This is a genomic window from Kingella bonacorsii (genome assembly GCF_016623605.1).
In the GTDB taxonomy this organism is placed as follows: Bacteria; Pseudomonadota; Gammaproteobacteria; order Burkholderiales; family Neisseriaceae; genus Kingella_B; species Kingella_B oralis.
The window spans coordinates 682,627-707,291 of the sequence record NZ_JAEHNZ010000001.1 but is presented as its reverse complement, the minus strand read 5'-3'; the positions used below and the strand labels follow the sequence as shown (position 1 = coordinate 707,291).

25 protein-coding genes are annotated in these 24,665 nt (G+C 53.1%); 8 read left to right on the top strand and 17 right to left on the bottom strand.

Features of this window, described 5'->3' with window-relative positions; all coding sequences use genetic code 11:
- Positions 1-167: 167 nt before the first annotated feature.
- The 8 genes from JDW22_RS03725 to metZ form a co-directional block, all read right to left on the bottom strand.
- Positions 168-2,627, bottom strand: a complete 2,460-nt coding sequence (locus tag JDW22_RS03725; protein ID WP_200521760.1) for a heavy metal translocating P-type ATPase — start codon at positions 2,625-2,627, stop codon at positions 168-170.
- 183 nt (positions 2,628-2,810) lie between these two features.
- Positions 2,811-3,683 carry a peptidyl-prolyl cis-trans isomerase gene (locus tag JDW22_RS03720; RefSeq protein ID WP_200521759.1) on the bottom strand — a complete coding sequence of 291 codons (873 nt, stop codon included), beginning with the start codon at positions 3,681-3,683 and terminating at the stop codon, positions 2,811-2,813.
- On the bottom strand, positions 3,680-3,811 hold the full coding sequence (locus tag JDW22_RS13860) for a hypothetical protein (protein ID WP_268884207.1): 132 nt from the start codon (positions 3,809-3,811) through the stop codon (positions 3,680-3,682). The genes JDW22_RS03720 and JDW22_RS13860 overlap by 4 nt, the downstream gene beginning before the upstream one ends.
- Positions 3,811-4,080 (bottom strand): BolA family protein, encoded by a 270-nt coding sequence (locus JDW22_RS03715; RefSeq protein WP_200521758.1) that lies wholly within the window; start codon positions 4,078-4,080, stop codon positions 3,811-3,813. Before JDW22_RS03715 ends, JDW22_RS13860 begins: the two co-directional genes overlap by 1 nt.
- Positions 4,080-4,370 carry a YciI family protein gene (locus JDW22_RS03710; RefSeq protein ID WP_200521987.1) on the bottom strand — a complete coding sequence of 97 codons (291 nt, stop codon included), beginning with the start codon at positions 4,368-4,370 and terminating at the stop codon, positions 4,080-4,082. Before JDW22_RS03710 ends, JDW22_RS03715 begins: the two co-directional genes overlap by 1 nt.
- A 4-nt stretch (positions 4,371-4,374) precedes the next feature.
- On the bottom strand, positions 4,375-4,920 hold the full coding sequence (locus JDW22_RS03705) for a septation protein A (RefSeq protein WP_200521757.1): 546 nt from the start codon (positions 4,918-4,920) through the stop codon (positions 4,375-4,377).
- Between the two features lie 101 nt (positions 4,921-5,021).
- On the bottom strand, positions 5,022-5,228 hold the full coding sequence (locus tag JDW22_RS03700; RefSeq protein ID WP_200521756.1) for a DUF2788 domain-containing protein: 207 nt from the start codon (positions 5,226-5,228) through the stop codon (positions 5,022-5,024).
- 114 nt (positions 5,229-5,342) lie between these two features.
- A complete protein-coding gene (gene metZ, locus JDW22_RS03695) occupies positions 5,343-6,518 on the bottom strand; it encodes an O-succinylhomoserine sulfhydrylase (RefSeq protein WP_200521755.1) in 1,176 nt (391 codons plus the stop codon).
- A 108-nt stretch (positions 6,519-6,626) separates the two neighbouring features.
- On the opposite strand from metZ, the gene iscX reads away from it, so the two are divergent.
- Both iscX and mutY read left to right on the top strand, forming a co-directional pair.
- Positions 6,627-6,824 (top strand): Fe-S cluster assembly protein IscX, encoded by a 198-nt coding sequence (gene iscX / locus JDW22_RS03690; RefSeq protein ID WP_003794547.1) that lies wholly within the window; start codon positions 6,627-6,629, stop codon positions 6,822-6,824.
- Positions 6,825-7,032: 208 nt separating this feature from the next.
- On the top strand, positions 7,033-8,079 hold the full coding sequence (gene mutY, locus JDW22_RS03685) for an A/G-specific adenine glycosylase (protein WP_200521754.1): 1,047 nt from the start codon (positions 7,033-7,035) through the stop codon (positions 8,077-8,079).
- Between the two features lie 372 nt (positions 8,080-8,451).
- On the opposite strand, the gene JDW22_RS03680 is transcribed toward mutY, so the two are convergent.
- The 3 genes from JDW22_RS03680 to aceE all read right to left on the bottom strand — a co-directional run bounded on the left by JDW22_RS03680 (position 8,452) and on the right by aceE (position 13,186).
- Positions 8,452-8,919 carry a DMP19 family protein gene (locus tag JDW22_RS03680; RefSeq protein ID WP_200521753.1) on the bottom strand — a complete coding sequence of 156 codons (468 nt, stop codon included), beginning with the start codon at positions 8,917-8,919 and terminating at the stop codon, positions 8,452-8,454.
- Positions 8,920-9,123: 204 nt separating this feature from the next.
- The gene (gene aceF, locus JDW22_RS03675; RefSeq protein ID WP_200521752.1) at positions 9,124-10,410 is read right to left on the bottom strand and encodes a dihydrolipoyllysine-residue acetyltransferase; all 1,287 of its coding nucleotides are present in this window, start codon (positions 10,408-10,410) and stop codon (positions 9,124-9,126) included.
- A 91-nt stretch (positions 10,411-10,501) separates the two neighbouring features.
- The gene (gene aceE / locus JDW22_RS03670; RefSeq protein ID WP_200521751.1) at positions 10,502-13,186 is read right to left on the bottom strand and encodes a pyruvate dehydrogenase (acetyl-transferring), homodimeric type; all 2,685 of its coding nucleotides are present in this window, start codon (positions 13,184-13,186) and stop codon (positions 10,502-10,504) included.
- 285 nt (positions 13,187-13,471) lie between these two features.
- On the opposite strand from aceE, the gene JDW22_RS03665 reads away from it, so the two are divergent.
- Positions 13,472-14,923 (top strand): TrkH family potassium uptake protein, encoded by a 1,452-nt coding sequence (locus tag JDW22_RS03665; protein ID WP_200521750.1) that lies wholly within the window; start codon positions 13,472-13,474, stop codon positions 14,921-14,923.
- Between the two features lie 219 nt (positions 14,924-15,142).
- Positions 15,143-15,343 carry a hypothetical protein gene (locus tag JDW22_RS03660; protein WP_200521749.1) on the top strand — a complete coding sequence of 67 codons (201 nt, stop codon included), beginning with the start codon at positions 15,143-15,145 and terminating at the stop codon, positions 15,341-15,343.
- A gap of 168 nt (positions 15,344-15,511) precedes the next feature.
- Here the strand turns inward: JDW22_RS03660 and JDW22_RS03655 are convergent, their stop codons facing one another.
- The 6 genes from JDW22_RS03655 to JDW22_RS03630 form a co-directional block, all read right to left on the bottom strand.
- Positions 15,512-16,129: a riboflavin synthase subunit alpha gene (locus JDW22_RS03655; RefSeq protein WP_200521748.1), complete on the bottom strand. Its 618-nt coding sequence runs from the start codon at positions 16,127-16,129 to the stop codon at positions 15,512-15,514.
- Positions 16,130-16,298: 169 nt separating this feature from the next.
- The gene (locus JDW22_RS03650) at positions 16,299-16,616 is read right to left on the bottom strand and encodes a hypothetical protein (RefSeq protein ID WP_200521747.1); all 318 of its coding nucleotides are present in this window, start codon (positions 16,614-16,616) and stop codon (positions 16,299-16,301) included.
- Positions 16,617-16,687: 71 nt separating this feature from the next.
- Complete coding sequence (locus JDW22_RS03645; protein WP_200521746.1) at positions 16,688-17,497, bottom strand: NUDIX domain-containing protein; 810 nt, start codon at positions 17,495-17,497, stop codon at positions 16,688-16,690.
- A gap of 417 nt (positions 17,498-17,914) precedes the next feature.
- Entirely contained in the window at positions 17,915-19,222 is a 1,308-nt protein-coding gene (locus JDW22_RS03640) for a homoserine dehydrogenase (protein ID WP_200521745.1), read from the bottom strand.
- A gap of 225 nt (positions 19,223-19,447) precedes the next feature.
- Positions 19,448-19,789 carry a helix-turn-helix domain-containing protein gene (locus JDW22_RS03635; RefSeq protein WP_200521744.1) on the bottom strand — a complete coding sequence of 114 codons (342 nt, stop codon included), beginning with the start codon at positions 19,787-19,789 and terminating at the stop codon, positions 19,448-19,450.
- A complete protein-coding gene (locus JDW22_RS03630; RefSeq protein ID WP_200521743.1) occupies positions 19,786-21,129 on the bottom strand; it encodes a type II toxin-antitoxin system HipA family toxin in 1,344 nt (447 codons plus the stop codon). Before JDW22_RS03630 ends, JDW22_RS03635 begins: the two co-directional genes overlap by 4 nt.
- A gap of 137 nt (positions 21,130-21,266) precedes the next feature.
- Between JDW22_RS03630 and JDW22_RS03625 the strand changes: the two genes are divergently transcribed.
- The 4 genes from JDW22_RS03625 (at position 21,267) to JDW22_RS03610 (ending at position 24,648) form a co-directional block, all read left to right on the top strand.
- Complete coding sequence (locus JDW22_RS03625; RefSeq protein WP_200521742.1) at positions 21,267-21,629, top strand: Mth938-like domain-containing protein; 363 nt, start codon at positions 21,267-21,269, stop codon at positions 21,627-21,629.
- A 286-nt stretch (positions 21,630-21,915) separates the two neighbouring features.
- Positions 21,916-23,016 carry a 23S rRNA (adenine(2503)-C(2))-methyltransferase RlmN gene (rlmN, locus tag JDW22_RS03620; protein ID WP_200521741.1) on the top strand — a complete coding sequence of 367 codons (1,101 nt, stop codon included), beginning with the start codon at positions 21,916-21,918 and terminating at the stop codon, positions 23,014-23,016.
- Complete coding sequence (gene pilW / locus JDW22_RS03615) at positions 23,009-23,806, top strand: type IV pilus biogenesis/stability protein PilW (RefSeq protein ID WP_003794592.1); 798 nt, start codon at positions 23,009-23,011, stop codon at positions 23,804-23,806. The genes rlmN and pilW overlap by 8 nt, the downstream gene beginning before the upstream one ends.
- Positions 23,806-24,648 (top strand): helix-turn-helix domain-containing protein, encoded by an 843-nt coding sequence (locus JDW22_RS03610; RefSeq protein WP_003794594.1) that lies wholly within the window; start codon positions 23,806-23,808, stop codon positions 24,646-24,648. The genes pilW and JDW22_RS03610 overlap by 1 nt, the downstream gene beginning before the upstream one ends.
- The last annotated feature ends 17 nt before the right edge of the window (positions 24,649-24,665 follow it).

The window sequence follows — 24,665 nt, the reverse complement described above, 5'->3', positions numbered from 1 at the left end:
TTGCTGCTGGGCATAGTTGTTGTAGGTCGGACATTGATGCCCGACAAACGCGGATATATTTATCTTAATGCGGCACAAAAACTAAAAACATCGGGCATAAATGCCTGACCTACTTGGGCTTTGTAAAGGTTTCAGGCTGCCTCTGATGATTTGAGGCAGCCTGAAATTCATTTGCGCAACCGCAACGCATTGCCCACCACAATCAGCGAACTCGCGCTCATGCCGATGGCGGCAATCCACGGCGTAACCCAGCCTGCCACCGCCAGCGGCACAACAATCAGGTTATACACGCTTGCCCAAATCAGGTTTTGGCGGATGACGCGGCGCGTGCGGCGGGCTTGGCGCAGCAGGCGAGGGATAAGCGCAAGGTCGTCTTGCAGCAGAATCACATCCGCGCCTTCGCGGGCAACATCCGCGCTGCCCGCCACCGCCAGCGATACATTGGCGGCGGCGAGCACGGGCGCGTCGTTGATGCCGTCGCCCAGCATCAGTACGCGCTTGCCTTGATTTTGCAGGGCTTGCACATAGGCGAGCTTGTCTTCGGGCGTGGCTTGGGCGCGGCGGTGGGCGATGGCGAGCTGGTCGGCAAGCTGGTTCACGGCGTTGGGGTGGTCGCCGCTCAAAACGTGGGTGGCGATGCCGCGCGCGTGCAATTCGGCGAGCATGGCGGCGGCGTGCGGCTTGGTTTCGTCGCGCAGGATAAAGGCAGCCTGAAAACCGTGTTCGTTGCCCAGTATGATGATGCTGCCCGTGGGCAAGCCGTCGGGCAGGTTTTCAGGCTGCCTTTGTGGCGCGCTGGGGGCGATTTGGGCAACAAAGTCGGCGCGCCCAATCGCCCATGTTTGCTGCGCGATTTGGGCGGTGATGCCTTGCCCTATATGGTTTTGCCGTTGCGTAACCGCCAGCGGCGCATCATGCGGCAGCCTGAAAAACGCTTGGGCGATGGGATGCTCGGATTGGTGTTCTAGGGCTTGGGCGATGGCAATCAGCTCGCCGGGGCAGCCTGAAAACGTGGTTTCATCGTATAACTGCTTGTCGGCAAAGGCGTAAATATGGCTAATCGCCAGCTTGCCTTGGGTGAGCGTACCCGTTTTGTCAAACACGGCATCGGTGATTTGCGCCAAGTTTTCCAACGCCTGCCCGTGCGCAATCAACACGCCTTCGCTGGCGAGCTTGCCTGTGGACGCAGCCAGCGCGGCGGGCGTGGCAAGCGAAAGGGCGCACGGGCAGGTAATCACCAGCAGCGACACGGTTACCCACAAGGCGCGGGCGGCATCGGCATACCACCACCACGCCAAAAAAGTCGGCACCGCCATGATAATCAGCGATAGCGTGAAGCCCGAGGCATAGCGTTCGGCCAGCTCGGCAAGGCGCGGCTTTTGCGCTAGGGCTTTGTCTAACAGCTTCACAATATGCGCCAAGCGCGTTTGGTTGCCCACTTCGGTGGCGCGGATGATGATGGGGCTGGCAACGTTGAGCGTGCCTGCGGTTACAAGGCAGCCTGAAAACTTGGCAACGGGCAGATGTTCGCCCGTGAGCATGGCTTCGTTGATTTCGCTCTCGCCACTTAACACCACGCCATCCACAGGCACGACTTCGCCCGCGCGCACCAGCAGCACATCGCCCACCGCCAGCGACACCACCGCCTCTTCTTCGCTGCTTTCATCGGGATAACGCGGCAAGCGATGGCAAAACGCAGGCACCAGCTTCACCAAACGCTCCGCCGCATCGCCCGCCTTGCGCCGTGCGCTGTGTTCCATAAACCGCCCCAGCAGCAAAAAGAACACAAACATGGCGATGCTTTCAAAATACAAGCCTTGCTGCGATTGCACCGCCAACGCGCCCACGCCTGCGATAAACGTGAGCGAAATCGCCAGCGCAACAGGCGTGTCCATGCCCGTGCGCCCGTTTTTCAAATCGCGCCACGCGCCTTGGTAAAACGGCAACGCTGCGTAAAACATGGCAGGCAGCACCATAAAAAACGCGCCCCAATGCAGCATGGCAAGGTAGGGCGGCTCAATGTCGCCGAAGAGGTAAGTGGGCAGCGCAAACATCATGGTTTGCATGCTGGCAAAGGCGGCGATGGCAAGGCGAATCAGCATGGATTTACGCTCACGCTGGGTTTGCGCTTCCATTTTTTGCGCGTCATACGGCGCGGCGGTGTAGCCCGTTTTTTGGATCAGCGACAAAATATTGGAAAGCTGCACGCGTGTTTCATCCCAGCGCACGCGGGCGCGTTGCGTGCTGTAATTCAGCTCCACTTGGCTAATGCCCGCTTGGCGCATCAGCCGCTGCTCAATCAGCCACACGCAGGCGGCGCAAGTGATGCCGCCCAGCATCAACGTGGCTTCGCGCTGGTTTTCAGGCAGCGTTTCCACAAATTCGGCTTGCACTTCGGGCAGGTCGTAGAGTTTGAGCTGCGCCATGATTTCATCGGGCGGCAACTCCGCTTTTTCGGCTTGGGCGGTGCGGTTTTTGTAGTAGCTGCCCAGCCCGGCATCGATGATGCCTTGGGCAACGGCTTGGCAACCCACGCAGCAGGTGGGCTGCTCTTGGTTGTTGTAAACAATGGGCAGATGGGTGTGTTCGGGGACGGGGAGTCCGCAGTGGAAGCAAGGTTGAGACATGGGGGGATAGAGAGTGTGTGGATGGTTTTTAAAAGGCAGCCTGAAAATGGGAAATAGGCGTTTCAGGCTGCCTTTGGGCTTGCGGATAACATCAAAGGCAGCCTGAAAACCTAATCTATCATCAATCAGTATCCGCCCAAAAAAACAGCCGCCCCACGCAGAGCGGCTTGTTTCATCATGTGATTACTGCGCGGGCACAATGCTGGCGTTTTGCATCAAATTGCCCACCGCTTCTTGCACACGCTCGTTGGCTAGACCGGCGCGCAAGCCTTCTTTGATTTTGTCTAACGGCTCAACGCTGATTTTGCGCTTGTCGTTGATGTAGTAAACCGCGTGTAGCTTGTCGCCTGAAATCGGCTTGCTGTATTGCCCTTTTTTCAGGCTGCCGATGGCTTGGTAGATGGTGGGGCGGGCTTCTTGCAAATCGCGCAGGGAAATATAGTCGCTAAACACGCTGCCGCCTGCTTTGATGTTGGGGTCTATGCTGTATTTGCGGGCGACTTCGGCGAAACTTTTTTTCGCTTTCAAATCGCGCTCGGCGGCTTTGATTTGCTCGGCGTTATCGGTGATGATTTCGCCGATTTGCACTTCGTCGGTGTTGTCGTAGCGCTGTTTGATTTCGTTGTAACGCTGTTGCACTTGGGCATCGGTTACGGGGTTTTTGTTGATAACGTTTCGCGCGTAAACCTGCATCAGCAGCTGGTTTTGGTAATCCGCCCATTGCTGTTTGAAGTCGGCTTGTTTGTCTGCGCCTTGGGCTTTGGCTTGCTTCATGCTTTCGCTTTCGGCATCTTTGTATTCTTTGCTTTTGTCTAAGCCTTGTTTTTTGGCGGCTTGCGTTACCACGGTTTCCACCACGGTTTGTTGCGCGATAAATTGGCGCAGCTCGGGGCTGTCTTGCACTTGCCCTTGGCTGCCGGCAACCACGGCTTGCACGCGGCGGTCCAGCTCGCTGCTGTCAATTTTTGTGCCGTTTACGGTTACCACGGTTTGGGCAAACAGGCTGCCCGAAATTAGGGCGGCGGATAGGGCGGCGGCGATATAAGTGGGTTTCATGGGGTTTCCTTTCGGTTGGGGGATGGGATATGCTCGGTTGTGAAGTGAACGGTTTTTGCTGCGCGGAACTTTGTTTCAGGCTGCCTTTGCGCTTGCGTTTGCGCGGCAGACGACGCTGTTCTGAGCATTAGGCAGCCTGAAAATACTCGTCAGGCGTTTGCGCGATGATGCTGAGCGCGTGGATTTGCTTGCTGGTAAACAGGTCTTGCAGCAGGGTTTGCACTTGTCGTTGCCGCGCTACGCGACTCATGCCGTTGAATGCGTTGCTCACCACCAAGATGGCGTAATGCCCGCCGCCTTTGTTGCCTGCGTGTCCGATGTGCAAATGGCTTTCGTCGGCAAACTCGTACACATCGGGGGCAAGCGGGGCGAGTCGGCTGGCTATTTGGTCGCGCATTATTTGGGGAACACTTGTTTAAAGGGGCGAATCAGCATTTCGGCATACACGCCTGCGTGCACATAAGGGTCTTCGCCCGCCCATGCTTCGGCGGCGTCCAAATCGGGGAAGTCGGCAACAATCAGGCTGCCGGACATCACGCTGGGGTTATCGGGCAGCGGGTTGGGGCCGGCGCAGAGCAGGCGGTTTTCCCGGTGCAACGCTTCCAAGCGTTCCAAATGGGCGGGGCGGGCGGCGGCGCGCGCTTCGCCGGTGTTTTCGGCATCGGTGGCTAGGAACATAAACAGCATGGGCTTACTCGCTTTCTTTGGGGAGGTGTTTGACAAGGTAAATGCCTTGCGCAATGGAAAAGGCAATGGAAATGGGCAGGTAGCCCCATAGTTTGAAGTTCATCCAAACGGGTTCGCGCTCGGCGGTAAAAGGGTAGGCAATGGCGAGGTTGAGCGCGCCGAGAAACAGGAAAAAGCCTATCCATGCGTAGCCGAGTTTGTGCCAAACGTGGTCGGGCAGGGTGAGCTCTTTGCCCAGCAGTAGGCGTAGACTGTTTTGCCCGCGCAGTTGCATGGCAACCATAATGATGGCGAGCAGCCACGGCAAAATGGTGGTTTTGAGCATGATGAAGGTGCGGTCGTTCAGCGCGATGGTTAAGCCGCCAAACACGACAACCAAAATAAAGCTGAGCCATTGGGTTGGTTCTAGCTTGCGGTGTTTCCAATAGGTGTAGCCTGCTTGGGCAACGCCTGTTACCACGGCAACGGCGGTGGCGAGAATGATGTTTTTGGTGGCGGTGTAGGTGGCGAAAAATAAAATGATGGCGATGAAATCGCTAAGTGCTTTCATGTGGCGGCTGGTGTGTTAAAAGGTGGCTATCATAACCGAAAATAGCGGGTTTGGGCGTAAAAGGTTGGGCTTGGCGGGGTTTTCAGGCTGCCTATTCTTGTTTACTCGGTAAGCAAGAAAAATTCTACCAACACGTTTTTAAACAAAAAGCCCATCACACCCAAGCCGAGCACAAAAAACAGGATAAACATCCCCCATTTGCCCGCTTTGGATTCTTTGCCCAGTTGCCATACGATAAAGCCGAGCATAATTACCAAACCGCCGATGCCCAGCCGCATACCCCATAGGGCGAATTGTTCTTCTGACATGATTGTTCCTTTGTGTGTGTGTGTTGAATATTTTTACGCTTTAGTGCATACGCACTATTATGAGGCAGCCTGAAAACGTGTTTGCAATGCGTTTCAGGCTGCCTTTAAGCCTTGTTATGCCGCCAATGCTTGCGCCAAATCATCAATCAAATCATCCGTATATTCCAAGCCAATGGACAAGCGCAGCAAGCCTTCGGTGATGCCTGCGGCTAATTTATCTTCGGGCGGCATTCTGCCGTGCGTGGTTGTCCACGGATGCGCGATGGTGGAGCGCACGTCGCCAAAGTTTGCTGTTTTGGAAAAAATATTCACGTTATCAATCACTTTCCAAGCCGCTGCCGTGTCGCCTTTCACTTCAAACGCCAACACCGTGCCGCCCGTGCTTTGCTGTTTTTTCACCAACGCCGCTTGTGGGTTTTCAGGCAGCCCCGAGTAATACACCTTGCCCACTTGCGGTTGCTGTTGCAGCCATTGCGCGATTTTCAGCGCAGAAGCCGCCGCCGCATCGGTGCGCAGCATCAAAGTTTCCATGCCGCCGAGCAGCATCCAAGCATTAAACGGCGAAAGGCTTAGCCCCATCGTGTTCACATACATGCCGATTTGGGTAATCAAATCCTGCTTGCCGCACACAATACCACCCAACACGCGCCCTTGCCCGTCAATGGATTTGGTGCCCGATTGCACGCTTAAATCCGCGCCCAAGCGCAGCGGTTGTTGCACCGCAGGCGAGCAAAAACAATTATCTACCACCAGCAACGCATTGATTTCATGCGCGATTTGCGCCAAGGCTTCAATATCCGCCACTTCGCCCAAAGGGTTGGACGGCGTTTCCAAGAAAAACATTTTGGTGTTCGGGCGGATTGCCTTGCGCCATTCGTTTGCATCGGTTTGCGAAACCAGCGTCACTTCAATGCCAAAGCGCGGCAGCGTGCCGATTAAGCCCGCCGTTGTGCCAAACAGGCTGCGGCTGCTGATTAAATGGTCGCCCGCGCTCAGAAAGGTGAGCAGGGCAGCCTGAATCGCGCTCATGCCGGTTGCCGTTGCCATGCCCGCTTCCGCGCCCTCCATAATGGCAACGCGCTGTTGGAACGCCGCCACCGTGGGGTTGTTGGTGCGCGAATAAGTGTAGCCCGCTTGGCGTTTGGCAAACACATCGGCGCATTCTTCCGCGCTGTCAAACATAAAACTGCTGGTTAAAAACAAGGCTTGATGATGTTCTTTAAACTGGGTTTGCGTTTTGCTGCCGCGAATCGCTAGCGTTTGCGGATGAAGTTTTTTGGCGTTATTCATGTTTGCATTCTTTTACAAAAACGGGAAACCGCTATTTTGCGCCTTTTCAGGCTGCCTTTCAATGCTTATAATTTGCCGTCTTAACACTCGTTTACAAGGACGCACACCATGAAATGGACCGACATCCAACGCATCGCCGAAGAACTTTACGACACCCACGGCGACAGCATCAACCCCGCCACCGTGCGCTTTACCCAGCTGCGCGATTTGATTTTGGCGCTGCCCGATTTTGACGACGACCCCAACCGCTGCGGCGAAAAAATCTTGGAAGCGGTGCAACAGGCTTGGATAAACGAAGCGGAGTAGGGCGGGCGCATACGGCAAACCGTGCGGCATAGCGATTGCCCAATCGCCCTGCGGATTGCCCCGCTGTTTTCAGGCTGCCTATCAAGGTTGAATAGGCAGCCTGAAAATTTGTTGTGCCCATTGCGAATAAAACCCGCAGCCGCCCAAACGCATCTTATCCTTTTTAACCCATAGGCAGCCTGAAACGCCGTTTCGTAAAGTTAAAACCATGTCCACATTCTCCACCCGCCTTATCCGATGGCAACGCCAACACGGGCGCAACAGCCTGCCGTGGCAAACGCGCGACCCCTACCGCGTCTGGCTCTCCGAAATCATGCTGCAACAAACCCAAGTGGCGACCGTGCTGGATTACTACCCGCGCTTTCTCGCCGCGTTTCCCACCGTGCAAGCCCTTGCCGCCGCCAGCCAAGACCAAGTGTTAAGCCTGTGGGCGGGACTGGGCTATTACAGCCGCGCCCGCAATCTACACGCCGCCGCGCAGCAAATCGTGCAACAACACGGCGGTGCATTCCCATCAACACGCGCCGAATTAGAAACCCTAAAAGGCGTAGGGCGCAGCACCGCCGCCGCCATCGCCGCCTTTGCCTACCACCAGCGCGAAGCCATATTAGACGGCAACGTGAAGCGCGTGCTCTGCCGCGTCTTCGCCCAAGACGGCGACCCCGCCAACAAAGCCTTTGAACGCCAACTGTGGGCGCTTGCCGAAAGCCTGCTGCCCAGCCAACCCGGCGATATGCCCGCCTACACCCAAGGCTTGATGGATTTGGGCGCAACCCTGTGCACCCGCAGCAAGCCCCATTGCCACGAATGCCCCATGCAAAGCCTCTGCCAAGCCCACGCCCAAAACCGCACCGCCGAACTGCCGCGCAAAAAATCCCCCGCCGCCGTCCAACAGCAAACGCTCTATTGGCTTATCATTGAGCAAAACCACGCCGTCTGGCTGCACAAACGCCCGCAGCGCGGCATCTGGGCAGGCTTGTGGTGCGCCCCCACATTCGACAGCCTAGCCGAGCTGCAACGCTTCGCCGCGCAGCACCGCATCCCATTCCACCACGCCACCGAACTGCCCGCCATCCAGCACCGCCTTACCCACCGCCAGCTAGAAATCATCCCCTATCGCATCGCCGCCGATTTAGGCAGCCTGAAAGCCGAAGGCTGCAACGAAATGCAAACCGCAACCGGCGAATGGGTAACGCCGCAAAAATTCGCGCAATACGGCATGCCCAAACCCTTGGCAAAATTATTGGCAGAGTAAGCAAGATAACCGTTTTCAGGCTGCCCAACAGGGTTGCCCATCAGCAGCCTGAAAACGCATCAAACACACATTTTGGCTTTTGCTTACGCCAACCCACGGTTCAGCCCAAGCTAAAATCTTATCCACAAAACCTGTGCATAATTCCCCGCCCGCCGCGCTGAAAAAATAAAAAAACCGTGTTAAATCATGGCTTATGTTAAGATTGCTGAAAAAATAAGCAAAACAATAAAAATTCAAAATAATCAAAAAGATAAAATAAAAAATTAACTGTCAAGCTGTGGGCAAAAATATTTTTCTTTACAAAAAACGCGCAATAATATTTCCCCAAACAGCAAAAAAGCAAACCGCAAAGTCCGCTGATTGCCCAACCATTTAGGCAGCCTGAAAATCCAACAGCGGCGCAAACGCATCAAAATGCCGCCGCACATGGTTATACACCTTCGAAAAAATCTCCTCGCACTCCATAAAATACCATTCGTCCAACGTCGCAAACTGCGGAAATGACTCGCGCACCGTTGCCGCATCGCCATGCTGCCCAATCGCCGCGCCCAGCTCGCGATACAAGCCCCGCGCCTGCAACACAATATCGGGCAACACAGGCACGCCCCACGCCGCAAGCTGTTCCGCCAGCTGGCCACACAACAATTCCTCGCCATAGCCCAGCGCGATTAACATCGCAAAACCCTCGTCCTCCGCAATCTTGTCCAAGCGCAAATACGCCAGCAACGCATTTTGCGCGTCCGACAAACGCGGCGAAGTGGTCGCAGCATGCTGTTCCAACTGCTCCAAACAATGCGTAAACAACCGATTCACCCGCGCCGCCGCAATTTTGTGTTCCATAGCCAATCCCATTAAAAAACAACGATTTTACTTTTTAGGAAGCCTGAAAACAATATGGCACAGCAACAGCAGGCTGCCAAATAGCATATTGAGTTGATGGACTGTACCCAAATTTCAGGCTGCCTCACCATAAGGCAGCCTGAAAACAAAAAACAGCCGGCTGCAAAAACAACCGGCTGTTATTCATCTATTCACATTAAAAGATTACAACACCACGCGGCGGAAATCTTTCAACAAGTTTGCCAAGAACACGGTAAAGCGCATACCTGCCGCGCCATCAATCACACGGTGGTCAAATGACAAGCTCAATGGGCACATCAAGCGTGGTTCAAACTCTTTACCATTCCAAACAGGTTTGATTTGAGATTTGCACACGCCCAAAATAGCCACCTCAGGCGCATTCACGATAGGCGTAAAGCCGGTACCGCCGATGCCGCCCAAGCTGGAAATGGTAAAGCAAGCGCCTTGCATTTCTTGTGGTTTCAATTTGCCTTCGCGGGCTTTTTTGCTCAATTCAGTCAATTCTTGGCTGATTTCTTTCAAGCCTTTTTTGTCCACATCTTTGATTACAGGCACAACCAAACCGTTTGGCGTATCTGCCGCAAAGCCGATGTTGTAGTATTTTTTCAATACTAAGTTATCGCCGTCCAAAGAAGAATTGAACTCTGGGAACGCTTTAAGCGCGGTAACAGACGCTTTAATGATAAATGCCAAAGGAGACACTTTCACGCCTGCTTTTTCCCATTCTTTGTTCAATGCTTTGCGGAATTCTTCCAGCTCGGTCATGTCGGCTTCTTCGTTCACGGTAACGTGAGGAATCATCACCCAGTTGCGAGACAGGTTTTGACCCGAGATTTTTTTGATGCGAGAAAGCTCTTTAACTTCCACTTCACCAAATTTGCTGAAATCCACTTTGGGCCATGGCAACAAGTTCAAACCGCCGCCCAAAGAAGCGCCTGCGCCGGATTGCAGCACGCCTTTAACGAATGATTTAACGTCTTCCGCAGTAATACGGCCTTTTTGACCAGAGCCTTTAACCGAACCCAAATCCACGCCCAATTCGCGTGCCAATTTGCGTGTTGAAGGACCGGCGTGTGCTTTGGAGAATGCCGCTTCGTTAACAGCAGAAGATACAGCAGGAGCAGGTTTAGCCGCAGGCGCAGGTGCTGCTGGGGCAGCAGGTGCAGGCGCAGCAGCGGCGGGAGCGGGCGCAGCAGCAGGAGCGGCTTGTGCGGGCACTTCTGCGGCAGCAGCACCCGTTTCAACCGTTAGAATCACCGAACCTTCGGAAACTTTGTCGCCCACTTTAATTTTCACTTCTTGCACTACACCAGCCGCATCCGCAGGCACATCCATCGTGGCTTTGTCTGTTTCCAGTGTAATCAAAGTTTGGTCTAATGCGATGGTGTCGCCCGCTTTTACTTCAACGGCAATCACATCTACATTATCGTGTCCGCCAATATCGGGGACTTTAATTTCTACAATGCTCATGAGTTTTCCTTGAATGAGTCTATTTAAGATTGAAAAATGGTTTTCAGACTGCCTGAAAACCGTGTTTCAGGCTGCCTGAATCAAACGCTAATTACAGATTCCAGCTCGCTTCGCGGTTAGCGTCAATACCGTATTTTTCAATGGCTTGTTGAACCACTTTCGCATCAACTTTGCCTTCTTTTGCCAAACCGCTCAATGCAGCAACCACAACGTTGTAGCGGTCCACTTCAAAGAATTTACGCAAGTTAGCACGGCTATCACTACGACCAAAGCCATCAGTACCCAACACGGTGAACGATTGACCAGCAGGGATGCCTGGGCGGATGCGTTCAGCAAAGGCGCGAACATAGTCGGTAGAGGCTACAACTGGACCAGTATGACCTTGCAATTGACGGGTAACAAATGGAACTTTTTGTTCTTTGGTTGGGTTCAAACGGTTGAAGCGTTCAACTTCCATGATGTCGCGGTGCATTTGGTTGAATGATGGGCAAGACCATACATTGGCTTCTACACCGAAGTCATCTTTCAACAATTGAGCGGCGGCAATCACTTCTTGCAAGATTACGCCAGAACCCAACAGTTGAACTTTCTTGTCGCTCTTACCGCCTTCTTGCAGCAAGTACATACCGTTCAAGATTTCTTGCTCAATGCCTTTGCGAGCAGGCATAGCAGGGTGAGCGTAGTTTTGGTTCATCACGGTTATATAGTAGAACACGTTTTCATGTTCCACATACATACGGCGCAAACCATCATGCAAGATAACAGCCAATTCGTATTGGAAGGTTGGGTCATAAGTGTGGCAGTTTGGAATCAAATCTGCTTGGATGTGGCTATGACCATCTTGGTGTTGCAAGCCTTCGCCGTTCAATGTGGTGCGACCAGAAGTACCGCCCAACAAGAAGCCGCGTGCATTCATATCACCTGCTGCCCAAGCCAAATCGCCAACACGTTGGAAACCGAACATTGAGTAGTAAATATAGAATGGGATGGTGGTGTAACGGCTGTTGGCGTAAGAAGTTGCAGACGCAATCCATGAAGAAATTGCACCAGGCTCGTTAATACCTTCTTGCAAGATTTGACCATCAGTTGATTCTTTGTAGAACATCAACTGTTCTTTATCTTGTGGAACGTAGTGTTGACCTTGGGTGTTCCAAATACCAATTTGGCGGAACATACCTTCCATACCGAATGTGCGGCTTTCATCAGGCACGATTGGCACAATGCGTTTGCCCAATTCTTTGTCTTTAATCAGCGTGTTCAAGATGCGAACGAATGCCATAGTGGTAGAGAATTCGCGATCACCGCTTGATTCCAATTGAGTTTGGAATGCGCTCAATTCTGGGATAGGCAAGGTTTCGTTGTTTGGATTGCGCGATGGCAAGTAACCGCCCAATGCTTTGCGCTGACCGTGTAGATAGTTGTATTCAGGCGTGCCTTCTGCAAAGCGAACGTATGGCAAATGACCGCTTTCAATTTGCTCGTCGGTTACAGGGATGCTGTGGCGCGTACGGAATTGTTTCAATGAAGGAACATCCATTTTTTTCGCTTGGTGAACGGTATTTTGTGCTTCACCTGCTGCGCCCATGCCGTAACCTTTAACGGTTTTAGTCAAGATTACAGTAGGTTTGCCGTTGGCGTGGTTCACGGCTTCGTAGTAAGCGTTGTACACTTTAACGGGGTCGTGTCCACCAAATTCTAGGTTGTAGATTTGTTCATCAGTCAAATCAGCAACCAATGCTTTCAATTCTGGGGTGTTGAACATGTGTTCGCGAATGTAGGCACCATCTTTTGAGTGGAAGTTTTGGTAGTCGCCGTCCACAATTTCTTCCATGCGTGCTTTCAATGCACCCGTGGTGTCTTTTGCCAGTATGGCATCCCAGCTACCGCCCCAAATCACTTTAATTGCATTCCAGCCTGCGCCACGGAAGATACCTTCGTATTCTTGCATGATTTTGCCGTTGCCGTTTACGGGGCCGTCCAAACGTTGCAAGTTACAGTTAATCACGAAAATCAGGTTGTCCAATTTTTCGCGCGCTGCCAATGCGATGGCACCTTGTGCTTCCGGCTCGGTCATTTCGCCGTCGCCACAGAAACACCATACTTTACGACCCGCAGTTTTAGTCAAACCGCGTGAATCCAAGTATTTCAAGAAGCGTGCTTGGTAGATTGCCATGAGCGGGCCAAGACCCATAGACACGGTTGGAAATTGCCAGAAATCAGGCATTAAATGTGGGTGTGGATAAGAAGACAAACCATCGGTAAAGGCTTCTTGGCGCAAGTTGTCTAGTTGCGCATCGCTCAAACGACCTTCAACATAAGCGCGGGCGTAGATACCTGGGGCAGAGTGCCCTTGCATAAATACCAAGTCGCCTTCTACGCCATCGCCTTTGGCTTTCCAGAAATGGTTGAAACCTACGTCATACAATGTTGCGGCAGACAGGAACGAACCGATGTGCCCACCAAGTTCCAAACCTTTGTGTTGCGCATTGATAACCATTGCCGCGTTGTTCCAGCGAACAGCGGCGCGGATGGCGTGTTCTAGATTATGGTCACCAGGCATAGCAACTTGCTTGCTTGTTGGGATGGTGTTTTGGTAAGGGGTATTGATACCTGCGGGTACATTTACGCCTTCATTTTTTGATGTGCCCAAAAGCTGTTCCAACAAGAAACGTGCGCGCTCAACGCCTTCGTTTTCCACCACTGAGCGAATTGCATCAACCCATTCCTTGGTTTCAATGGGATCGACGTCGTTTACTGCGTTGTAGGTTTGAGACATGGTGTCTATCCTTCCTGTTATGAAGTTAAAACTTCGGTTGTGAAATCGTCATTCAATGCAAAGATGCCGCGAAAAAGCATCCTTTCATGACACGAAAGAAAACACTAGAATTGTAGCGTTAATGGGGTTGAATAGCAAACTTGGGCAGCCTGAAAGTTTGTTTTGCGTCATAAAACGATGGATATATTTTTCAGGCTGCCCGAATGGGGAATTTTTGTTGCTATTGTGCTGTGAGGCGTGGCAAAATTTTCGCCTTTTTTAGCGGGCGCGATGGGCGTTGTTTTCATGAATAAGCTGGTTCCTACTTTTCATATTTTGTCCAAATTGGGCATGTTTTTTGCCTTGTTGATTTTGATACCGACGATTGTGTCGTATGTGTATGACGATGACGCATTTCCTGTGTTTTGGCACACGGCGGCGATTTCCGAATTATTGTTTTTCCTGATTTGGCTGTTATGCCGCAAACGGCAGCATGAATTGCGCCCGCGCGACGGGTTTTCGCTGGTGGTGATGCTGTGGCTGGGTTTTGCCTGCATTGCGGCGTTGCCGTTTTATTATTATTTCTCGGAAATATCGTTTACCGATGCATTTTTTGAAGCGATGAGCGGGCTGACGACAACGGGGGCGACGGTGATTTCGGATTTGGACGATTTGCCGCCGTCTATTAATTTTTGGCGGCACATGCTCAACTGGCTGGGGGGCATGGGGATTATCGTGCTGGCGGTGGCGATTTTGCCGATGCTGGGCGTGGGGGGGACGCAGCTGTTTAAGGCGGAGATTGCGGGGGTGCACAAAGACAAAACCTCGCCGCGCATTTCGCAAACGGCAAAACAGCTTTGGCAGTTTTATTTGGCTTGCACGCTGTGGATTGCGATTGCGCTGCATTGGGCGGGGATGAACTGGTTTGATGCGATGTGCCATGCGATGTCGTCTTTTGCGCTGGGGGGCTTTTCCACGCATGACAGCAACATTGCGTTTTTTAATTCGCCTGCGATTGAATGGGTGATTATTGGGGCGACGCTGTTGGGCGGCATCAATTTTGCCAACCATTTTGCGGCATTGCGGCAAAAATCGTTGCGCCATTATTGGCAGGATGAAGAAGTGCGCACCATGATTTTGCTGCTTTCAGGCAGCATTGTGGTGGTTGCTTTGTATTTGACTTATAAGGATTTTTATTCGCTGCCCGATGCGTTTCGGTATGTTACGTTTAATTATGTTTCCATTGGGTTGGCGAGTGGTTTTTCTAATGCGGATTTTGCCACTTGGCCTTTAATTGCTTCGTTGTGGATGTTTTTTTTGGCGAATATTTTGGCGAATACGGGCTCAATGGGCGGCGGCGTGAAATTGGTGCGAATTTTGGCGTTATCCAAAATTTTGAAGCGCGAGATGACGCTGTTGCAGCATCCGAATGCGGTTCATGTGGTGAAGGTGAACGGGCATAAGCTGTCGGACCATGTGGCGATGGCGATTGCGGCGTTTGTGTTTGTGTATTTTTGCACGGTTACGCTATTTACGTTTGCCTTGATGATTTCGGGGCTGGATTTGGTGAGCGCGCTCACGGCGGTGATTGCGTGCATTACCAATGCGGGTCCGGGGTTGGGCGTGGTTGGTCCGAGCCATGATTACACGGTGTTGAGCACGGCGCAAAAGTGGATTTGCGCGGTGGTGATGCTGCTGGGGCGGTTGGAAATTTTTACGGTGTTGATGCTGTTTACGCCGGCTTATTGGCGCAAGTGATGGCACGCTGTAAATGCGGTGGTTGTGCGCTTTTGGGGCGTGGGCGTGCGTTGTGCAAATCCAACATTGTTATTTGGCGCGCGGAATGTTTGCCGGGTTTCGTATAATTTTGCTAGACGGCAAATGTAAACATGGGCAGAATACGTTGGGTTGGCGTTGTCTGATGGTTTGAAACAACGTTCATTTTTTGTAAAACATATATCTGATGAGGTGAAACAAATGGCTCAATCTAAAATTGATGTTGGCGGCATGAGCAGCAAACAAGACGGCGACCGCTTGGTGGAAGCCACCAGCAATGTGGCGGGGGTGCGTTTTGTGAATGCGAACCATGAGGGCGGTTATGTGGTGGTTACGCATACGGATGATTTTGACCCTGCGGCTTATAAGGCTGCGGTGAATGCGGCCGGGTTTAGCGCGTAATGTTTGAATGATAAAAACGGTTTCAGGTTGCCTGAGACCGTTTTTTTGTTGGGGGTAGGGCAGCCTGAAATCTTATCTGTCCCGCTCGCAAAAAAACCGTTTGTCGGGATGGCAAACGGTTTTGTTTTTCAGGCTGCTTTTGGGTTGGGCGATGTTCCAACAACGTTTTCAGGCTGCCTTTCTCTGCGCCAGCACGCGTTCTACGGTATCCACGATGGCTTGCGTTTGCGCGTCAATTTCAATGTTGATGCTGTCGCCCGCTTGGCGGCTGCCAAATAGGGTGCGTTGCAGGGTTTCGGGGATAAGGTGGACGTTAAATTCGTGTGCGGTTACGTCGCCGATGGTGAGGCTGCATCCGTCTAGTCCGATAAAGCCTTTGGGTAGGATGTAGGCGGCAAGCTGTGGTGGCAGCCTGAAATAGAGGGTGCGGTTGTGTGCGCTGTGTTCTATGCGGCTGATGGGGGTGGTGGCGATGATGTGCCCGCTCATGGGGTGCCCGCCGATTTCGTCGCCAAAGCGGGCGGCGCGTTCTAGGTTTACGCTGTCGCCTGTTTTCAGGCTGCCTAGGTTGGTTTTGGCGAGGGTTTCTGCCATTAGGTCAAAGGTGGCTTGGTTGCCGTTGATTTGGGTGATGGTGAGGCAGCAGCCGTTGTGGGCGATGGATGCACCGATTTGTAGGTTGTGTGCCATGTGTTCGGGTAGGGCGACGGTGTGGCTGCGGAAGTCTGCGCTGGGTTGGTGGATGTGGACGATTTTACCTGTGCCTTGCACGATGCCTGTAAACATGGGGGTTCCTTGTGATGGGGTGGGGGATGGCGGGATTTTAGCATTTTTGTGGATGAGGTTTTAGGCGCTGGCTTGTTGGTGGGCGATTAGGCAGCTTGAAACGCAATCCAATCCGTAAAAAGCCGTTTGGTGCAACACCAAACGGTTTTGTTTTCAGGCTGCCTTTGGGCTACGGGGCAGCCTGAAAAGCCATTTGTTCCAGCGCGTGAACGAACGCGGTCAAATCGCGCTGCCATTGGGCGGGGTTGTTTTTGGCGAAATACAGCGAAATATGCGGGGCGTGTTCAACATGGCAGCCGTAGCTTTGCGCCAGCGGCAAAACGGCTAAATCGCCCATGCCTTCAAACGCCAACCGAATGGGGGTAGGCGCGGCGGGGTGGCGCAGCGGCCAAACGGCGGAGATGTCTAGTTCGTTGCCCTCGTGTTTGGCAATCTGCCAGTGATGCGCGGTAAGCAGGCGGGATAGGTCGTTGAGATGTCGTTGCATGGTAGTTCCCCAATATTGAGGCAGCCTGAAAACAGGTGAGACGGGTTTCAGGCTGCCTATGGTCGGATGATTCACGCCACGCCCATTTCATTATCGCCAACCACCGCCTGCACGCCATTCGCCCGCCACGCATCTTGCCAACACGCCACCACATCCGCACTCGCCGCCGCCACAATCGGCATTGCCGCGCCCGCGCGCAACACCTCCGCCAGCGCCTGCGCCATCGCGTTATCGTTCACGCGCCAAATAATCGCATCGGCATCTTGCGCCGCGTGAAACTGCGCCGCATCGTCCACCGCCAGCCACACGCTGGGGGCGTTTTCAGGCTGCCTATTGCGTTGCTGCCAAGCATCCAGCGGCATCCACACGGCTTCGTGCGGCGCTTCTGCCATCGCGTGCGGCGCAACAGTATGCGGCATAACGCGATATTCGCCCGAGGCATTGCTGCCCAGCAAACCCGTTTTCAGGCTGCCTGAAAATGCGCTGGGGATGGCTAACTGCGCCAGCAACGCCGTATTGGCGGGCAGCATCGGCGACACGGTGAAATCGCCCGCCTTTTGCCACGCCCATTGCTGTTGCTCGCGCGCTTGCAGTTTGCCGCGCCATTCATGCGCTGCCACGCGGAAAAAGCGCAGGTTCACATGGGCGTGTTCGTAGCGATAAAACTTCGCCAGCCACGGCGTGGCGTGGGTAATCTCAATGCCCAGCTCTTCCATAAACTCGCGTTGCAGCGCGGCAAATTCCGTTTCGCCCGCTTCCACTTTGCCACCCGCAAATTCCCAGTAGCCCGCATACGGCTTGCCTTCGGGGCGCGATGAAAGCAGAAATTCGCCGCGTTCGTTAAATAAAATGCCTGCAACAACGTGGATTTTAGGGGGCATGGGGATTCCTTTTTGTGATTATTGGAGGGCGATGGTGGGGCGATAAAGGCAGCCTGAAACGGCTAAAACAGCTTTTCAGGCTGCCTTATTGGTTCACAAAAGACTGTTTAGAAAACGGTTCACAAAAAACAAGCGCGTAGTGTGTGAACCTGTTTAGGCGCCATTTATTAAGCATCGCTAAACGGTGCGTGGCATAGCCATACACCCTACTTGTGCCGTTGTGATTTTGGCTGGCGATAGTTTGAAAAAGCGCGGATAGGACAATAGTTGGGCGATAAAGGCAGCCTGAAAACAGCTAAAACAGCTTTTCAGGCTGCCTATTTGTTCAAAAAAGACTGTTCACAAAATATTGTTCACAAGACGGTTTACAAAAAACAAACAGCGCGAAATCTCACGCTGCTTGTTTAACCAACACGGCTAGCCGTGCAAACTTTCCATCCGAATCATCACCACAGGCGCGGCAACGGTTTCTTGCGCTTCAATTTCCGCAATCGCCGCCTTGATGTTTTTCTCAATGGTGGAGTGCGTCAAAATCACAATTTCGGCGTGGGTGCTGTCCAGCACGCTTTTTTGAATCAACGCTTCAATAGAAATATCGTATTTTGCCAACACCGCCGCCACCGCCGCCAACACGCCCGCTTGGTCTTGCGTGTACATCCGCAGATAATAGCTGCTGGTGATTTCGTCGATGGACAAGAAATTTTGCGCTTGCACCTTGTCGGATTGGAAGCCCAGCAGCGGCACGCGGTTCTCGCTGTCGGCATCCAGCAGGCGGCAAATGTCAATAATATCCGCCACCACCGCGCTGGCAGTGGGCAACGCGCCCGCGCCCGCGCCGTAATACAGCGTTTCGCCCACCATGTCCGCTTTCACGCGCACCGCGTTCATCACGCCGTTCACATTCGCCAGCAAGCGGCTTTCAGGCAGCAGGGTAGGGTGCACGCGCAGCTCAATGCCTTTTTCGGTGCGGCGCGTGATGCCGAGCAGCTTGATGCGGTAGCCCAGTTCTTCGGCGTATTGAATATCGCGGCTGTCCAGCTTGCTGATGCCTTCCAGATAGCACGCGCCAAAGTTCACGGGCGTGCCAAATGCCAGCGCCGACATAATGGTGATTTTATGCCCTGCGTCGTGTCCTTCCACGTCAAACGTGGGGTCGGCTTCGGCGTAGCCCAATTCTTGCGCCTGCTTCAACACATCGGCAAACGCCGCGCCTTTTTCGCGCATTTCGCTCAAAATAAAATTGCTGGTGCCGTTGATGATGCCTGCGATGCTGTGAATGCGGTTTGCCGCCAAGCCTTCGCGCAGCGTTTTGATGATGGGAATGCCGCCTGCCACCGCCGCTTCAAAGTGAACCATCACATTATTTTGCTCGGCAAGGGCGAAGATTTTGTTGCCGTATTCGGCGAGCAGTTTTTTGTTGGCGGTAACAATATGTTTACCATTTTCAATGGCTTGCAACACGGCATCTTTGGCGATGTCTGTGCCGCCGTAAAGCTCTACCACAATGTCCACATCGTCGCGTTGCACCAATTCGGTGGGCTCGGTTACCACCGCCGCTTGTGGGCAAAGCTGCCGCGCCCGCACGGTGTTGCGCGTGCACACGGCGGTTACGCGTACTTCGCGCCCCAAACGCCTGCTGATTTCCGCCGCGTTGTCTTGCAGCACTTGCGCGGTGCCGCCGCCGACTGTGCCCAAACCCAAAATGCCAATGTTTACTGCTTGCATAAAAGTTGCCCCTATTGATTGAGAAAGTAATTGAAGTTATGAAAAATTTGAAAACGCGCGATGGTAAACCATTTCAGGCAGCCTGAAAACCGATAAGCGCGATAAATCCTAACAAATCAACCGGGTTGATGAATGGGATTTTTGAATTGGGCTTAATGGTTGGATACGGTGAAAAATGGTTTCAGGCTGCCTCAATCGCTTATCCCCAAAGGCAGCCTGAAAACGTTAAAACATCGCTTCCATCTCATCAAACCGCATCGGCACAAGGCTTAATGCCACGCCAAACGGCTTAAACGCCTTGTTGATGAGTTCCGCCGACACCGCGCGGTCGTTTTCCACATTGCTCAACGATGGAAGGGAAATGCCCACCAGCTTGGCAAACTGCGCTTGCTTTAAGCCCAGCATTTCAATGCGCAGGCGTTTGAGGGCTTGCCCTTGCGTGAGCTTGCCTTGCCACAGCTCGCGCAGGATTTGGTTGCGAAATTCGCTGCGCTGTTGGGCGGAGAGTGTGGTTTTGTTTTTGGTGGCGCGCGGTTGTTTGGGTGTGGGTGGTGTGGGTGTGGTCATAGCAAGCCCCAGCGTTGGAATTTTTCGGGTAGATAATCGTAGCCTAAGCCTGCCATTTCTAGGATGCGCGATGGCACGCCGCGTTGGCGCAGGTTGTGTTTTAAATCCAGCAGTTTTGCGGCGGTGGATTGCAGCTCTGCCAGCAAAGCATCGGGGTCGGCTAAATCGGCAAAGGATTGGGCGATGGCGGAGAAATCGTATTCGCCGCCGTTTTCCAAGGGTGCGCCCCAAGTGGTGCTGCGGATGATGCCCTCGGGGTCGGCTTTCATTGGCGCAAAATCGTAAACAGGGGCAAATTCTATGCTGCCTGCGCGGCGAATAAAGGCGGTGTTGCGCCCGTGGTTGTCACTGTTGCCAAACGCAATATTGAGCAAATCGCGCTGCAACCATTGGCTAATCCACGCGCCCGCATCAAGCTGAAAGCCTTGCGCCTGCACCAAATGGCTGTGTTGAATTTTGCGCACAATGGCGCGGAGAGTTTCGCCGTGGTTTAAATAGCTGCCTGCGCCGCGTTCCAACAGGGAATACACGCTTTCCATCGCCAGCCGCACGGTTTGCCCTTGCGCCTGCTCCACATCAAAGCGCGGCAACCACAAAGACGGATAATGCTCGCCTTCTTCCAGCTTCATCTGGCGGGTGTTGATGGTGGCAAAGCCCAACGCGGCTAATTCGTGATAAAAATAAAACTCGGCGCGCAAAATATCGCAATCAATCGGTGTGCGCTGGTTGCGCGGGTATTTCACCAAATAATACGCATCGGCAGATTTGCCATCCTGCTGATTATCAATCCACACTTCGCCGCTTGGCGTTTGGCGCAGCAGCAATTTGGGCGCTTCGCCGCCTGCGCCCGTTGCGCCGCCTGCAATTGCGCCGTGTTCCTGCGCGTATTCCAAAAAATCGGCTTGGCGGTTAATCGCTTCGGCAGCCTGAAAACGTCGTGTGGCGGCTTCGTGTGGCACGGCTTGTTTGATACGCACGTTGCCAATCGGCGCAATCGTGCCGCGTTGCAGCAAGGTGTAGTTTTGCTGGTTTTCAGGCTGCCTGCCAATGCCCAAATGCCGTATCCAATAACGGCGGCTTGCGCCCGCTGGGATGATGTCGTCCAAAAAGGTAAACGGCTGGTTTTGATAACCCATGATGTTCACAGGATAATTGAGCCCAAGCGCATAGCTATCGTCTTTTTCCCAGCAGAGAAAATCGCCGTTTTCGTCTTGGCAAAAGGCGTAGTCGTTTAGATAATCCAAATGCGTGCACACGAAATTTTCGTTAAACGATAATTCGGCGGCATCGTGCCATTGCTGATGATGGAAAATTTGGAGCGTCAGGTTTTCAGGCTGCATGGTAAATACGAAATGAAAAAATAAGAAACCCGAGTATTATAGTGAAAATTGGCGGATAATTTATAAAATTTTAAAAATTATTTTTCAGGCTGCCTTTTTCAGGCTGCCGCTGTTAGGAATATTTAGGAACATTAAAAATGCAATTTAACGACCAAACCCCGCTCGCCCCCATCGCCATCGACAGCTACACCGCAGGCGAAATCATCATCAACCAAACCGCCTACACGCATAATGTTCAATTGGGCGACAGTGTTGCCCCTTGCCCGCATGCCTCGCCGCACGATTTAACGCTTGCCGATTTTCAGGCTGCCTTAAACGCGGGCGCGCAAATTATTCTGGTTGGCACGGGCGCAAAGCAGCAATTCTTGTCGCCCAAGCTGGCGGCGCAATTATCCGCGCACGGCGCGGCGTTGGAGTGCATGACCACCGCCGCCGCGTGCCGTACTTATGCGCTGTTGGCCAGCGAAGGGCGCAGGGTTTGGGCTTGGCTGTGGGTGTAGCGCGGTTCAGCTATAGAGGCAGCCTGAAACGCGGTTCAGCGTGGTTCAAACGGCTTGCGCTGCGGTTATACCAATGCACATTCAAAATGAACGGCTGCGCCAGATAAACACCAATCAATCTGTTTGAGCTGCGCTGAACTGCGTTTCAGGCTGCCTTATCCCGCATCATCGGCAGCCTGAAAATCCAACGTTCAATTAGGTAAAAACCCAAAACCTTGTTAAAATGCGCCACTTTGCATTTTCAGGCTGCCTCAGCCGTTCATTATTCCAAAATCCAACGCACACTATGAAGACCAACCTACTCAACTACAACCTAAACGGCTTAACCGACCATTTCGCGCAAATGGGCGAAAAACCCTTTCGCGCCAAGCAAGTGATGCGTTGGATACACCAAAGCGGCGCGCAAACCTTCGACGAAATGACCGACCTTGCCAAAGCCCTGCGTGCCAAGCTGCAAGACAACGCCGTTATTGGCATCCCCGCCCTGATGGCGGCGCAAGAAAGCCGCGACGGCACGCGCAAATGGCTGCTGGACGTGGGCACAGGCAACGGCGTGGAAACCGTGTTTATCCCCGAAGCCGAGCGTGGCACGCTGTGCATCTCGTCGCAAGTGGGCTGCGCGCTGGAATGCACGTTTTGCTCCACGGGGCGGCAAGGCTTCAACCGCAACCTCACCGCCGCCGAAATCATCGGGCAGCTTTGGTGGGCAAACAAAGCGCTCGGCGTAACGCCGAAAAACGAGCGCGTGATTTCCAATGTGGTGATGATGGGCATGGGCGAGCCGATGGCGAATTATGACAACGTCATCACCGCGCTTTCCATTATGCTCGACGACCACGGCTACGGATTGAGCCGCCGCCGCGTAACCGTGTCCACATCGGGCATGGTGCCGCAGATGGACAGATTGAAAGACGACATGCCCGTTGCCCTTGCCGTGTCGCTGCACGCGTCTAACGACAAAGTGCGCGACGAAATCGTGCCGCTCAACAAAAAATATCCGCTCAAAGAACTGATGGCCGCCTGCAACCGCTATCTTGCCAAAGCCCCGCGCGATTTCATCACGTTTGAATATGTGATGCTGGATGGCATCAACGATAAGCCCGAGCACGCCCGCGAGCTGGTGCAGTTGGTAAAAGACACGCCGTGCAAATTCAATCTGATTCCGTTCAATCCGTTCCCCAATTCGGGCTACGAGCGGTCTAGCAACAAAAATATCAATATTTTCAAAGAAATTTTAATGGAAGCCGACTTGGTTACCACTGTTCGCAAAACACGCGGCGACGACATCGATGCCGCGTGTGGGCAGTTGGCGGGTCAGGTGCAAGACAAAACCAAACGCCAAGCAAAATGGCAACAAATTTATGTGGAGACCAATAATCATGTTTAAACAACGTTTATCACGCTTTGTGGTGATGTGCGCGGCAGCTTGCGTGCTTGCGGGCTGCGTGTCCGAAAATCCGCAGTTCACCGAATTTAAACCCGAAAGCAAAAGCGAAAAACGCAAAAATAACGCCCGCATCAAAACCGAGCTGGCGATTCAATACACCCAAAACCGCGACTATCGCTCGGCGGTGCAAGCCATTGATGGCGCGATTCAAGACGACCCCAACTTTGAAATTGCTTGGCTGATTCGCGCCCAAGTGTATCAACACCTGAAAGTGTACGACAAAGCCGAAGAAAACTTCCGCCACGCGCTGTCTATGAAGCCCGATAGCGCGGAAATCAACAACAACTATGGCTGGTTCATCTGCGACGCGCTCAAACGCCCCAACGATGCGATTGCCTATTTTGACAAAGCCCTAGCCGACCCCACTTACCCCAGCCCCGAAATCGCTAATATGAACAAAGGCATTTGCTCGGCGCGCGCGGGGCAAATTGCGATGGCAGAAACCTATTTTGAACGCGCCTTGCAGTTGAATCCTGATTTTGTGCCTGTGTTTAAAGAACGCGCCCGCGCGCATTTGCAACAGCATAAAAATGCGGTGGCAGATAAAGAGTTCCGCCGCTATCAAAGCCGCGTGGATAGATTAAGCGCGGATGATTTGCTGCTGGGCTGGAAAATCGCCAAAGCCAACAACGAAATGCAGGCTGCCTCTGAATACGAGGCGCAACTGCGCATGAATTATCCCTATTCCCCAGAATTGGAAGCCGTTGGCGGCAAAGGGGATGACGAATAATGAGCAAAGCGAAAAAACAAACCGAAGCCCCAACCACCAACAAAGCCACCGAATTAGGCATTTTGCTGCGCGCCAAACGCGAGCAAAAACAGCTTTCTATCGGCGAAGTGTCCGAACGCTTGAAACTGCCTGCGCGGCAAATTGAAGCCTTGGAAAATGGCGATTACAACAGCTTGCCCGAGCCTGTGTTTGTGCGTGGATTTTTGCGCAGCTATGGGCGGTTTTTAGATTTAGACGAATCCACGCTCAACGATGCGCTGGAAAACGTTGTGCCCAGCGAGAAAGTGCGCAAAGCCATTCAACACGATGGCAGCCTGAATTTTGCCAACGAAACGCCCAAACGCCCGTTCCCCACTTGGATTTTTGGCATTATCGGTGTCGCCATCATTGGCTTTGGCGTTTACAAATGGCAAACCAAATCGCAAACGGAACACGCCAACGCCAAGCAAGAAGCGGAAAGCAAACCGCTGATTGCCAGCGAAACCGCCAAGCCCGCGTTGGATAACCCCAATGTGGTGGTGAAACCGATGACCGCCAGCGACACGCAAACGCAAACCGCCACCCCAGCCAGCGCGCCCGCAGGCGTGGCAGGCGAATTGGTGATTAACGCGCGTTATCGCACCATGCTCACGGTTACCAACGCCAAGGGCGAAGTGTTGATTAACGAGATTGTGCCCGCGCGCAGCGAGCATCGTTTCCAAAATGGTGCGCCGTTTGAAGTGCGGCTGGGCTATGCCAGCGGCTCAACGGCAACGTTTGGCGGCGAGCCGATTGACATGAACGCCGCGCGTAAAAACGGCAAAACGGCGACCTTTACTGCTGGGGCTTCTGCGCCGCAGTAAAGTTTGCGCCGATAAGG